The sequence below is a fragment of the Treponema lecithinolyticum ATCC 700332 genome (assembly GCA_000468055.1).
In the GTDB taxonomy this organism is placed as follows: domain Bacteria; phylum Spirochaetota; class Spirochaetia; order Treponematales; family Treponemataceae; genus Treponema_C; species Treponema_C lecithinolyticum.
Genome location: KI260554.1, coordinates 193310 through 205847, shown reverse-complemented (window position 1 = coordinate 205847; position 12538 = coordinate 193310). Strand labels below are relative to the sequence as shown.

The 12538-nt window shown below is 44.0% G+C and carries 9 protein-coding genes and 2 tRNA genes; 5 read left to right on the top strand and 6 right to left on the bottom strand.

Annotated elements, in window-relative coordinates:
* Positions 1 to 171: 171 nt before the first annotated feature.
* Positions 172 to 1035 (bottom strand): PAQR family membrane homeostasis protein TrhA, encoded by an 864-nt coding sequence (gene trhA / locus HMPREF9193_RS01570; protein ID WP_021686288.1) that lies wholly within the window; start codon positions 1033 to 1035, stop codon positions 172 to 174.
* Positions 1036 to 1045: 10 nt separating this feature from the next.
* On the bottom strand, positions 1046 to 1879 hold the full coding sequence (gene rlmB / locus HMPREF9193_RS01565; RefSeq protein ID WP_021686287.1) for a 23S rRNA (guanosine(2251)-2'-O)-methyltransferase RlmB: 834 nt from the start codon (positions 1877 to 1879) through the stop codon (positions 1046 to 1048).
* Positions 1880 to 2014: 135 nt separating this feature from the next.
* Here rlmB and HMPREF9193_RS01560 point away from each other — a divergent pair, with 135 nt between their 5' ends.
* Positions 2015 to 2788 carry a class I SAM-dependent methyltransferase gene (locus HMPREF9193_RS01560; RefSeq protein WP_169720443.1) on the top strand — a complete coding sequence of 258 codons (774 nt, stop codon included), beginning with the start codon at positions 2015 to 2017 and terminating at the stop codon, positions 2786 to 2788.
* A gap of 106 nt (positions 2789 to 2894) precedes the next feature.
* Here the strand turns inward: HMPREF9193_RS01560 and HMPREF9193_RS01555 are convergent.
* Positions 2895 to 2967, bottom strand: a tRNA-Thr gene (locus HMPREF9193_RS01555).
* Positions 2968 to 3149: 182 nt separating this feature from the next.
* Here HMPREF9193_RS01555 and HMPREF9193_RS01550 point away from each other — a divergent pair.
* Both HMPREF9193_RS01550 and HMPREF9193_RS01545 read left to right on the top strand, forming a co-directional pair.
* Positions 3150 to 4052 carry a carbohydrate ABC transporter permease gene (locus HMPREF9193_RS01550; protein WP_021686285.1) on the top strand — a complete coding sequence of 301 codons (903 nt, stop codon included), beginning with the start codon at positions 3150 to 3152 and terminating at the stop codon, positions 4050 to 4052.
* A 12-nt stretch (positions 4053 to 4064) separates the two neighbouring features.
* On the top strand, positions 4065 to 4961 hold the full coding sequence (locus tag HMPREF9193_RS01545) for a carbohydrate ABC transporter permease (protein ID WP_021686284.1): 897 nt from the start codon (positions 4065 to 4067) through the stop codon (positions 4959 to 4961).
* A 68-nt stretch (positions 4962 to 5029) separates the two neighbouring features.
* On the opposite strand, the gene HMPREF9193_RS10985 is transcribed toward HMPREF9193_RS01545, so the two are convergent.
* Complete coding sequence (locus HMPREF9193_RS10985; RefSeq protein ID WP_021686283.1) at positions 5030 to 5596, bottom strand: hypothetical protein; 567 nt, start codon at positions 5594 to 5596, stop codon at positions 5030 to 5032.
* A 7-nt stretch (positions 5597 to 5603) separates the two neighbouring features.
* Positions 5604 to 5677 (bottom strand) — tRNA-Ile (locus HMPREF9193_RS01535).
* 145 nt (positions 5678 to 5822) lie between these two features.
* On the opposite strand from HMPREF9193_RS01535, the gene HMPREF9193_RS01530 reads away from it, so the two are divergent.
* Both HMPREF9193_RS01530 and recG read left to right on the top strand, forming a co-directional pair.
* Positions 5823 to 6392, top strand: coding sequence for a YggT family protein (locus HMPREF9193_RS01530; protein ID WP_021686282.1), 570 nt, complete (start codon positions 5823 to 5825; stop codon positions 6390 to 6392).
* A 7-nt stretch (positions 6393 to 6399) separates the two neighbouring features.
* The gene (recG, locus tag HMPREF9193_RS01525) at positions 6400 to 8556 is read left to right on the top strand and encodes an ATP-dependent DNA helicase RecG (protein WP_021686281.1); all 2157 of its coding nucleotides are present in this window, start codon (positions 6400 to 6402) and stop codon (positions 8554 to 8556) included.
* Between the two features lie 55 nt (positions 8557 to 8611).
* Here the strand turns inward: recG and HMPREF9193_RS01520 are convergent, their stop codons facing one another.
* The gene (locus HMPREF9193_RS01520) at positions 8612 to 12535 is read right to left on the bottom strand and encodes a SpiroCoCo family coiled-coil protein (RefSeq protein WP_021686280.1); all 3924 of its coding nucleotides are present in this window, start codon (positions 12533 to 12535) and stop codon (positions 8612 to 8614) included.
* Between the last annotated feature and the right edge of the window lie 3 nt (positions 12536 to 12538).

The window sequence follows — 12538 nt, the reverse complement described above, 5'->3', positions numbered from 1 at the left end:
TATATGGTTCTTTTATAGAACCATATATAAAGAATAAATCGATTTTTATCAGCTGTCAATGTTTTTTTTGGGGGAAAATGGTTCTAAAAAGGAATTTTATAAAGAGGTTTTATACATAATGTTGCAAGAATATTGATTACGGCTTTTATTGATATGGGTTGTACATGTATATTAAATCGAAAAGTACACCGAAAAAAAGTGTAAAACACTTCCTGCCATAACGAACAAATGCCAAATCGAATGCATCCATTTCCGGTTTTTCATCGCATAAAACATCGTGCCGGCAGTGTATGCAATGCCGCCGCTTATTAAAAAAACGATGCTTACGGGCGGAAGCACGCGGTACATCGGCTTAAAGGCAAACACGACAAGCCAGCCCATAAGAATATACGTGATGACCGATGCGGCACGCAATTTGCTGGCAAACACGGAATACAGCGTAACGCCCGTTATTGCAAGCGCCCAAATAATGCCGAACAATGTCCAGCCGAGCACTCCGTTTAGCGACGCAAGACAAAAAGGCGTATACGTTCCGGCTATGAGCACGTAAATCGATGCATGGTCGAATACGGAAAAAACGCTTTTTGCCCGTGCAGGGGTAAGCGCGTGATACAGCGTAGACATAAGATACAAAATAACCAAAGAAGAACCGAAAAGTGTCCAACTCGTTACGTAATATGCCTTTAAACTGTGCGGCGCATATAAAGCCGCTTTTACGATAAGTAAAACCAACGCCGCTATCGCAAGACCTGCTCCTATGCCGTGCGTAATCGAATTGAATATTTCTTCGCCGAGCGAATAGCGCTTTGTGCGGTTGCGGTATTCTTCACGCTTTGCTTCGCGGTAGCGCCGCCTGTTTTCTCTTTTGCACGCTCGATCTATCGCCCGAGGATTGCCGACCAGCAATTCCAGATGCATATTGTACTTAACTTCTTCTATGTCCTGCTTTGCTTTTTGTTTAATATCGTAAATTTTCCGAGCGGCTTTTTCACGAATTTCTTCATTGCTTTGTTTATTGGTTTGTATATCTTGCATAAATCATCCTTTAAGTATCGGCACTTCCCGAACGGGCTTTTTCCAAACACTGACGCCGCCTTTCATACAGCAAAATTCCTGCGGCGACCGATACATTTAAGCTGTCCAGTTTGCCGCAGCACGGCACCGACAGCACGCCGTCACAGGTTTTCGCCAAAAGACGGCTTACCCCGCTTCCTTCGCTTCCCAAAACAAATGCCGTGCAGCCGGTTAAATCCGTTTTGTGAACGCTTGTACCGTGCGCATCGGCGGCGTATACCCAAAAACCGCACTTTTGCAGTTTTTCAACCGCACGCACCAAATTGGTTACCAACGAAGTTGCAACCCATGCCGAAGCGCCGGCACTCGAGCGTTCTATTATTTCGCTTTCGCTTACGGCCCTGTTTTCCGGCAGCACTACCAAATCCGCTCCGAGCTGATCACAACTGCGCAATACGGCGCCTACATTATGCGGATCGGTAAGAGAATCGAGCACAACCACAAGAGCACTTTTTTTTTCTTTTACCCATCGCTCGTGCAGCTGCGCAATAAAAATGTCAAAATCAACGATATGCGCCGCACTTTTTGTATCTTGTTTAACAAGCAGCACCGCTCCGCGATGGTCTTGCGCCGGAACGCTTAAATCCTTAACCAAAGCGTCTAAATCTTTTTCCGTACAGTGAATACAGGGAATGTGTAAGCTGCCGGCAAGTGCGCTTATTTTTTTTACGCGCGGTCCCGTTTTAGCGTAATGTAATTCAATGTTTTGCAAATTGTCTTTTTCGGCATTCGCCAAGCCCTTTTTTAAGGATTGTATACTGCGCAGCCGCTCTTCTATAGCGTGAAACCCTGTTATAACTTTCATCCGCCTTATTATATGGTTATAAGAAGTGCCGGTCAACGACACACACAACAGTCAATGCGAAACAAACGGTACTTAGCGGCTAAAAATTTATTTTTCACAATCACGCAGGTGCGGTGTAGCGAAAAAAATAAAAGTATGATAGTATTTGTACATCTATTAAAAGCCGAAGTATTCGGAAAGTATATAAAAGTTAACAGCGGAAGAAACATGGAACATTTACAAAACATTATCGAGTATTACGACGAATTATATCCCGTCTCTGAAGAACAAAAAGTTTTTTTTTCAAATTTATTAAAACAGTATGCAATGCCTGCAAAAATTCTGCGCACCGGCTGTGCAAGCGGCTTATTTGAACACACTTTAGCCCGTCAAGGACACGATGTAACCGGTATAGACGCCGCACATGAATTTATCGACACTGCCACAAGAAGACGGCGGATGCCCAACACCGCAGTGCGCTTTTTTCAAATGACCACTTCGGAAATCGGGCGCTTTTTGGGAAAAAGCTTTTATAATTGTATTACCTGCCTTGAAGGTGCTTTATATTTTATTCACGACCCTGTTTTACTGCGCAAATTCTTTTACGATTGCAAAGCCACGCTTGCTCCCAACGGCTGTATGATCATACACTTGCCCAATATAAAAGAAAGCCGGCAAAGCGTAAGAATAAAATTGATTTCAAGTTTAAAAACGAACGATGAAAACGGCACAACGCTTTTAACCCAAGAGCTTGAACGCGACGACAGCCGACGCATTCCGGTACGCACCGACGTTCCCGTATACATACCCCAAAGCGAAGAAATTGCACAATATGCAAAAGAAGCGGGGTTTACGTCTATAGAATACTTTAAAGATTGGAATACGGAAAGCTGCCCGCCGGAACAAGCGTTGTTATGGATGTTGCGCTGAACGACGATTTTGTCTGCAGCAGTCCTGCGCACAGCAGTGCAAATAGATTCAGGGACCGAACGGCGCTTAAAACGGGGACCTTTTAACACAGCCGCCTTTATCTTACAGCCAACTCAGGGAATCGAACCCTGTACCTGCTCATTACGAATGAGCTGCTCTGCCAAGTGAGCTAAGTTGGCATATTAAAAGTAAAAGCAGTATAGTAAAAATTGCCCGTTCGGTCAACCGTACAGCCGCCAGACTAAGAAGAGCTAAGACAAAAGTATTGACAGCACAAAAGTATCGCAGTATCCTAATACGATATCTTACCTGCCGTTTTTCGCGGTACCGGAAAAACGGTGTTTCAAAAAAAGGACGTACTATGGCTCAAAAAAAAAGCCTTGAAAAGAAAATTGCCGTATGGGGCTGGCTGTTTGTAATACCGGCGCTTTTATTTTTTACGCTTTTTTCGTTTTATCCGATTATCAATGCATTTTATTTAAGCTTTTGCAACAAAAACATGATATCGCTTAAACCGCCTGTTTTTGTCGGTATTGCAAACTATATAAAAATCTTTGCATCCGCCGATTTTTGGAATTCGGTGCGCGCTACGGTTGTTTTTACTCTAGGAACCTTTATTCCGCTGGTAATCGTCAGTTTAATTCTTGCAGCTTTTTTAACGTTCCGCCCGACCGCTTCGCGAGCACTGCAATTGATATACTATTCGCCTGCAGTTTTATCATCCGTCGTTGCCGCGTTGATTTGGAAGCTCATATTCGAACCGCGCGGAATTGCAAACCAAATCGCAAACACTATAATGATGAGTTCCGGCGTCGATTTTAAATGGCTGAGCGACGGCGTTATGCTCCAAATTTCAACTATGACCGTTTATTTTTGGAAATATATCGGCTACTTTACCGTTTTGTTTTTAACCGGGTTGGGAAAAATTCCGCGCGGAATATACGAAGCCGCCGTTATAGACGGAGCAAACCGCGGTCAAACTTTTTTCCGTATTACATTACCACTTTTAAAACCGACGACCGCACTTGTTTCGATTATGGCAATGCTGCAATGTTTAAAAACCTTTTCCACGCAGTATTTATTTACGCAATCCGGCTCTCCGCTCAGTCCCGTTAACGTTATTACACTCAACATTTACAATACGGCAATGCATAACTATAACGTAGGCAGAGCAAGCGTTATGAGCGTATTGTTGTTTTTGTTTATGCTGATTTTAACCATTGTGCAGCTGCGCCTTTCGCGCTCCGACGACGTATCATATTAAAGGGAGAAACCCGTGCAGTTTTTATTGATTTTAAGCGTACTTGCGCTTGCATTTATAGTTTTGTTATCTACCGTTCCGGAAAAAGGCAAAAATGTTTTAATGACGCTTTTTTTACTGGGCGCTGCAATAAGCGTTCTTATACCGCTTTTATTTATGTTTACGGCATCTTTTATGCCGGCAAGCGATATTACCACCATTCCGTACCGCTGGATTCCTAAAAAAATACATTGGTTTAACTTTTACCGCGCACTCGCCGGCAACGACGAAAACTTTATTTTTGTACGCAATGTGTTAAACTCGCTCATTATATCGACGGCGGTAACGGCTACAACCCTGCTTTTATCCTGTATAACCGGCTACGCACTGGCAAAGTTCCGCTTTAAAGGCAGAAATACGGTTTTTATGTTCATTATGATGACAATGATGATTCCGTTTGAAACAATCATGGTGCCTTTGTACATGGTTGTATTGAATTTGCATTTGCAAAACTCATACGGCGGGTTAATTATTCCGTTTATGATGAACGCTTTCGGCGTTTTTATGATGCGCCAGTACCTTTTAACCTTTCCCGACGATGTAATTGCTGCCGCACGTATAGACGGCTGTTCCGAACCGCGTATTTTTTCGCGCATTGTTTTGGTAAATTCGGGACCGGCTTTGGCAACCCTTGCCATACTGACATTCCGCCAGCAATGGGATAATCTTATGTGGCCGCTAATGGTTGCTCAAGATCAAAAACTAAAAACCATTCCGACTTACATAGCAAGTTTTGCCGAAGAAAAATTTGCCGACGAAGGCGCAATGATGGCAGTCGCACTCCTTGCCAGTTTGCCGATGGTATTGTTGTTTTTAACTTTGTCCAAATACTTTTTGGGCGGAAACGCTATGTATTCTGCAGGAAAAGAATAACTCCCTACGGAAAAAAACGGCAGCTTTCGGCAATTTTTGCCTGCTTTGCCGGATTGCTTACAAACTGCCTACTGTTTAATATACGGTGTATTGTTTGCCGCAGAAACGCCGCTGGTATTTGCAGGAAAATCGGAACACGTGACGTACAGAGCTCCGTTTTCCAAGCGCCAGCGGATTACCCACGTTTCATTTAAAGAGGTAGATGTTTCACTAAACAGTTTTTGTGTCTTTTTTTGACTGACTTTAAAGAGGATTTTTTTATTTTCTGCCGTCCACGTACCTATAAAAACAAGGTCATTCGGTTTTCCATCATATTCAATACGCATAAGACCGTTGCTTTCGATTACGATATCGTAAATCTCTTTTAGTATATGTGTGCGCCACGTACCGATAAAAGGCTGATTTTCCGGCGCTACGGACGTTTGCGGAGTTTCAAGAGATTCTGCAATTTCTTTTGTTAAATCTTCCGCCGCTTTTTGTACCGACACGGCGGCATCCGCTGCCGCATCACCGATATCTTTAAGCAATTTACGTGCATCTTCTTTGATAATTTCGCCGTTTCCGGCATGCAGCAAAGAAAGTGCACACAAAATCGTTACGGCAATAAAGGATGTATACTTTTTAAAACAATTCATAACAGTATGGGCCCACCTGGACTTGAACCAGGGACCGACGGATTATGAGTCCGCAGCTCTAACCAACTGAGCTATGGGCCCGCACGGTGCACCAGCGCACACCGTCAGTGAAATGGAGTATAACACAAAAACGAAACACCGGTCAAGCACACGTTTAAAACGTTTAAAAACGCCGCATGTCTTTCCTTAACTTGCTTGTTCGATTTTTTTTTGTTATATTTATTTTATGCGTATCATCTTTTATTTACTGTCCGTACTTGGCGGAGCGTTTTCTCTTTATGCGCTTTTATGCACCGTGCGGGTATTTCTTACCTGGATTCCTGCACTAAATACAAGCCCATTCGGCACTTTATTAAGTCAAATATGCGATCCGTGGCTGAATTTATTCCGCCGCCTAAGATTTTTACGCAGTACAAGGCTGGATTTTTCCCCCGTCGTTGCAATTGGTGTACTGGTTATGCTTTCTTCGTTGCTTAAATATACGGCTCACACCCGTCATTTTTCGCTAATTGCCGTTGTTTTTATCGTGTTACGCATGCTGTTTTCGGTAATTTCTTCGCTTTTAATGTTTTTTAATGTGCTTTTGGCAGTGCGTTTGACCGCAGAGCTTTTACATCGGACAAATAGCCCCGTATGGTATACTATTGATCAGGTTTTAAATCCTGTTGTATATAAAGTAAGCCGCTTTTTTTTAGGCAAACGCTTTGTGCAGCCTAAAACGGCGCTGCTTATCACGCTGGTGTGTTCAATAGCTCTGTATGCGCTTTTAGGATATGCCGTGAGCCGTTTTTTATAACGCCGATATGAAACTTCAGGACATAGGAATTCCGATAACGCACATTTCCGGCGTCGGGCAAACACTTGCAGCCGCGTTCGCTGCCGTAAACGTTTTTACCGTGTCCGATTTACTTACCTATTACCCGAGAACTTGGGAAGACCGCACACAAAGGCGTTTTTTATCACAGTTTGCACAAGGTAAAGTTCACACTGCCGCTTCGGTTATCTCACACGAATGGTTCGGTTTCGGGCGTATGAAAACGCTTAAAATAATTATCGGCGACGGCAGCGAACGCGGCGTTTTGGTGTGCTTTAACCGCCCGTTTTTACAAAAAACCTTGCCTGTAGGCGCTGTTATAAGCGTTAGCGGAAAATTTTCATACCGCTACGGAGAAATACAATCGTCCGCTTTTGAAGCGTCCGTTTTATCAAAAGAAGGCTCTCTTGACGAATGGCAGCATACGCCATTACCGGACAGCGCCGTGTATTCGGTGTATCCGCTTACCGATGGTTTAACGCAAACACAAGTGCGCAAAGCCGTTAGCCGCGCGCTTAAAGAATATACAAAAGGCATAGAAAGCGAAGTTTCTTCGGAAATACTGGCAAAACACGGCTTTTTGGAAAAAGCACAAGCGATAAAAGCGATTCACATGCCCGCCGATATGGCAGAAGCTTTATCGGCAAAGCGCTCGATTATATTTGAAGAACTGTATCTTTTTCAAAAAGCCGTACTTAAGCGCGCAGCACGGCGAAAAACAAATGCCCTGATACCGGAAAGCACATACGCAACGGAAAAAGAGTTTTTTGCTTCACTTTCGCCGCGCCAAAAACAATTGGCAGCACGCTTACCCTTTGCTTTAACGCAAGACCAGCGTACGGTTATAGCGCAAATGAACGCCGATATCGACGCAGGTTTTGTGTCGTCGCAAAAAAACAGCGGCACACACCAAAGCAATACGGATACGCTTAAAACGCCGTTCCATATGGCGCGGCTTTTGCAAGGCGACGTAGGCTCGGGGAAAACCCTAACGGCTTTTTTTGCTGCGCTGCGCGTTATCGATTGGGGTGCGCAATGCGCTTTTCTTGCTCCGACGGAATTGCTTTCGCGCCAGCATGCGGAAAACGCAAGCCGTCTTTTGGAACCCCTTGTCGGGGCAAACGGACAGGGTGTGCGCACGGCTTTTTTAACCGGAAACGTAAAAAATAAAAACCGCACGCCGCTTTTACAAGCGCTTAAAGACGGCGAAATCGACATAGTACTGGGAACGCACGCGCTTTTTTCCAAAAACGTATTGTACCGCAATTTAAAACTGGTGATTATAGACGAACAGCACCGTTTCGGAGTCGTGCAGCGTGCAACCATTATAGACAAGGGGCGCACCTCGCTTGTACAACCGCAAGAGCCGGCAGTATTGATGATGAGCGCAACTCCTATTCCGCAAACTCTCGCACACACGCTGTACGGCGATTTGGATGTTTCCGTTATAAAAACAATGCCGCAGGGTAGAAAAAGCATACGCACGTATTTAACCAAAAAAGGAAACGAACAACGCGTGTATGAAGCTGTGCGCGAAGAATTAAAAAAAGGACACCAAGCATATTTTATCTATCCGCGTATAGCAGGCGATGATGAAAGCGGCGATAAAATGCAAAACGAAGAGCTTAAATCGGCAGAAAATATGTACCGCTGCCTGTCGCAGCAAATATATCCCGAGTTTTCGTGCGCGCTCATCCACTCAAAAATAGAAGAGAGCGAACAAGAGCGCACACTGCACCGTTTTCAAAGCGGCGACATTCAAGTGCTGGCTGCAACCAGCGTTGTAGAAGTAGGCGTTGACGTTGCAAATGCAACTTGCATGGTTATTGAACAAGCCGAGCGCTTCGGCTTGGCAGCACTGCACCAATTGCGCGGGCGAGTCGGACGGGGGAGCGCGCAGTCTTTTTGTTTTTTAATTTACGGCACACGTTTAACACAAGAAGGCAAAGCGCGCTTAAAAGTACTGCACGAAAGCACCGACGGTTTTTTTATCGCCGAAGAAGATTTACGCTTGCGCGGCCCCGGAGAAGTCGGCGGCATTCAGCAATCCGGTTATTTAACGCTCGGTCTTGCCGACCCCGTGCGCGACAAAGAACTGCTCGCTTTAGCGCACGAAGAAGTGCAAAAAGAAGTTGAACATTTTTAGTGTGCCGGCTTTACAGCGTTTTTAACACTGTCAGCGCCGCCGGCAATTTAGCAGTTTAGCGGCTTTCTTTGCCGTAAAAATCTAAAATAAGCTCCACTTCACCTATTGTCAAATTCATAACGGCAGAAATTTTTTCGGTTGTCCAACCTTGGTGCGCCAGCTTTATAACATTTTCGCGTACGGCAATAGGAGGCGCACCTGCAGAACTTTTTTGTTTTTTACCCCGCCCTTCGTCCATAAGCGCGCCGAATAAATTAACTTGTTCTTGCGCTTCTTTAGTCATTTCGTTTAAGCGCACTTCGGTACGGCTTATCCAATCGCGCGCTTTTTCCACCTCTTCTATGCGTTCGGAAGTTTGTGCCAAAACGTCGTCCAAATCGTTTAACTTATTTAAAACCGTATCTATTTGTTCGGAAGCTTGTGCAAGCGAATCCATATCCGTTCTCAGCATAGAAACCGAAGCGGGCAAATCGGCAGTTTGTTCGGAGCAATCGTTTAAGCGCTGTTCCAATTCCCTCAAACCGGCAAAAGTTCGGTCGACGCCTTCGATGGTTTGCTCAAGCACAGTATTTTTCTTTTCCAAGCGGTCGTAGCGGACGGAAATATCGCCGAGCGTTTCTTGAAACCGGCGCACTTCGCCTTGTAAAATTTGCAAATCGTCGCTGGTGTTTTGCAACTCCGCAATCTTTTGATCCATAGAGGAAGAAAGCCCCATAAGTCGCTGAAATGTATGTTCCAGCGCGTCCATTTTGCTTTTTTCAGCAGCCGTTTGCTGCAGTTTTTGTGTAATTTCTTTGTCGGTTTCGCGTATCTTTGCAAACTGCGCTTCCAAAGCGTCCGCCGTTTGTTTAAAATTATCAAAACGCGCCGAATGCGCACGAAGTTCGCCGATTTGATTTTCCAAATGATTTTTCATTTCTTCAGCTTTGTCAAAAAGCTGCGTTTGCGCAACAAACTGTTTAAGATGCTTGTCGATATCGTTCATATCCATTTGCAAGCGGTTTGCTTCCGTTTGCACTTTTAAAGTCATTTGTTCTTGCGTTTCTTCTATTTTGCCGCGGACTTCTTGTACCATAGCTTTAAGCGAACGCAGCTTTTGTTCGGCATCGGTATTTTCTTCGCGGATTTTACGCTGCGTATCGGTAAGCATAGTTTCATAGGCTTTTTTAAATTCTTCAAGCATTTGTTCGGTGCGCTGTTCGTAATCGGAAACGCTTTTTTTACTTTGTTCGCGTAATTCGCTTAATTCTGCAGCAATTTTTTCTCTTTCGTCTTTTGCCATATCGGCAAAAGAAGCAATATCGGAGGCAAACATTTGCTTAACTTGATTGATTTGTTCGTCGGACGTTTGCTGCAAAGCGTTTAATTTTTCGGTATACAGCGAACGATTTTCTTCAAACTGAACGTTTAAACGCTCGCGCCACGAAGAAATATCGCCTAAAATGCTTTCCAACGATCCGTTTGTTTCTTCTTGTGTTACGGCAACAGAGCGTCCCAACTGATCTAATTGTGCGCCGATATCCCGCTCGTAGCGTTTTAATTGCTCCAGTGCGCTTTGCCCCTGTTGTTCCAATTCCGATTTTACATAGTCTTCGACAGCTTTTTTTGCTTCTTCTATGTCATTTTTTTGCGAATCGATAAACGCATGCAACATCTTTTCCATGCTGTCCATGCGCGCGGCAAATTCTTTATCGGATTTTTCTATGTTTTCCTCGCAGCGTGTGCATTGTTCGCGGTATTTTTCCTGCACGGACAAAATCTGTTCTTTAATTTGTTCGCCGTAGCGGCTTTCCAAGCTGAGCCGAGCATCTTCAAATTGATTTGAAATACCGCTTAAGCGGCTGTCAAAGCCGTTTTTCCATTCATCCAAAGAAGATGTTAAATTATCGCTGCGCTTGTTAAGGTCGGCAAAAAAATCATCTTCAAAAACTTTTAACTTTTCGGAAACGTTGTCGTATGCTTTTGTTTTTAATTCGGTTAATTCCCGTTCCAAATTATCGATAACGCTTTTCATTTCCGCATAAGCGCCGTTAACACTGCTTTCAAAATCTTTTTGCGCGCTACCCCTATTTTCTTTGAATGCTTCAAATTCGCAAGCAAGCCGCTGTTCGGTTTCCTGCATTAAACGGCGGAAATTGTTTTCCAAAGCGTCGACATCACTTCCCACGCTTTCCAGTTTTTTAAGCCGATAGTTTATATCTTTTTGTGTTTCGCTGATGTATTTGTCCAAGCCGGTTAAAAAGCCGTCGATTTTTGCATGCGCTTGTGCGGAAACCGCTTCGGTGCTTTCGCTTATATGCCGGTGCACATCGGAGACGGTGTGTTCAAATTCATCCAAACGTTGCAGCATTTGTTCGGCACGCTGGAAGTTTGCATTAAACTGAGCCAGTTCTTGTTTTTGCCTTCCGATTTCCGCTGCGCTGTGTTCGGATAACCGTTCCAGTTCTTCAATAACTTTTGCCCGCCGCTCGTCCAACGCTGCAAACACAGCTTCATCTTGATGTTCAAGTACCGATTTTATTTTTTCTTCTTGACAGGCAATCGTTTCATCGAGCCGCCTTTCCTGCTCTTGAAGCGCTTGATTTATTCTTTCGTTTTGACCTTCCGAAGCCGACGCTATCAAACGTTCCGTTTTTTCCACAACGGCGTTAATTTCGTTTTGGCGGTTTTCAAGTTCCCGCACCGTTTGTACGCGCTGCTCTTCTACCGCACTAAAAAGTTTTTCGCGGTTATCGCGCAATTCCGCAGCTACCCGCTCGGCAAGTATGCGCACCTCTTCTCTATGTTTGGAAAATTCGGAAAGCGTATTTAAAACTTTTTCCGATTGCGCGCCGACGTTTTCATTTAATTTTTCCTGCCGTTCGGTTAAATCCGCAAACATGCGCTCGGAAAAATCCTGCAGCGCCGCATTCATTTTGTCTTCTTGTTTTACCATAGCGCCGTTTATTTCGTTTTGACGCTCATCGAGTTCTTGCGAAACTTTTGCGTATTGTTCTTGTATCGCTTCAAACAAACGTTCGCGGCTTTCTGACAATTCTGAAAAAGCTTTTTCGGAAAACGCGTTTATTCTTTCGTTTTGAGCTTCAAGCACTTCGTTCAATGCCGTTTCGGCAGTGTTTTTAAACTGTTCGTACATTTCATCGTATGAATGCTGTTCGTCTTTTATTTTGTTAGACAAAGACGAACGTATTATTTCTTTTTCGCGGTCAATGTAATCGGTTAAGTCTTGGGTACTGCGCTCAAGCAATTGTTCAAATTCTTCGCTTCGGTGAGCGACGTTTTCTTTTAACTTTTCAAAAATTTCACCTTCAAGCGAATCCGCTTTTTCCGCAGCTAAAGACAAAGACTGTTCGTACACGCTTTTTATTTCATCAAGCAATTCTTGATTTTTATCGACAGCCGAATCGGCAAGCATTTGTAAATCCGCGCTGCGCCTCTCAAGAGCCGCCGTGTATTCCGCTCCGAGCCGGCTCATATACGCGTTGTTTTGTTTTTCAAAATCTAAAATTAAATCGGGTATGCGTTTTTCTATTGCTGTCAAACGATTTTGGTGTTCATCCAATAGTTTGGAAGCTTTATCTACATAAGCCGAATGCTTGTATATTTTTTCCAGATTTTCTTCAACTTTTCCGGTCATTTCGAACAATTCTTTTATAACTTGTTCGTAAGATGCAATGCGCTTTTGCAATTCGCTTATAACGGCCGTTTGTTTTGTAAATTCCGCACTGCGGTTTTCAAAAACGGCAATGTTTTGTTCAAGTCTTTTAACTGCGGCAACCGCTTGGCTTTGCTTTACGTCAAGTTCAACACCGGCGTTTTTAACTTGCGTTTCCCGGTTTTTTAAATACTCGCCCAAATCCGCAATAATTTTGTCCGTAAACTTTTTGACTTTTTCAAGCGACCGATTGTTTTTGTCCAGCTGCCGGAATACCAGCACAACGGCAAGACAAACTGCAACTGTAAGAATATGTGCAATCATCGT

Excerpts from the sequence above, each read along its gene's own strand:
- HMPREF9193_RS10985 (WP_021686283.1), bottom strand. The coding sequence starts at position 5,596 with ATGAATTGTTTTAAAAAGTATACATCCTTTATTGCCGTAACGATTTTG.
- trhA (WP_021686288.1), bottom strand. The coding sequence starts at position 1,035 with ATGCAAGATATACAAACCAATAAACAAAGCAATGAAGAAATTCGTGAA.
- HMPREF9193_RS01560 (WP_169720443.1), top strand. The coding sequence starts at position 2,015 with ATGATAGTATTTGTACATCTATTAAAAGCCGAAGTATTCGGAAAGTAT.
- HMPREF9193_RS01520 (WP_021686280.1), bottom strand. The coding sequence starts at position 12,535 with ATGATTGCACATATTCTTACAGTTGCAGTTTGTCTTGCCGTTGTGCTG.
- HMPREF9193_RS01530 (WP_021686282.1), top strand. The coding sequence starts at position 5,823 with ATGCGTATCATCTTTTATTTACTGTCCGTACTTGGCGGAGCGTTTTCT.
- recG (WP_021686281.1), top strand. The coding sequence starts at position 6,400 with ATGAAACTTCAGGACATAGGAATTCCGATAACGCACATTTCCGGCGTC.
- HMPREF9193_RS01550 (WP_021686285.1), top strand. The coding sequence starts at position 3,150 with ATGGCTCAAAAAAAAAGCCTTGAAAAGAAAATTGCCGTATGGGGCTGG.
- rlmB (WP_021686287.1), bottom strand. The coding sequence starts at position 1,879 with ATGAAAGTTATAACAGGGTTTCACGCTATAGAAGAGCGGCTGCGCAGT.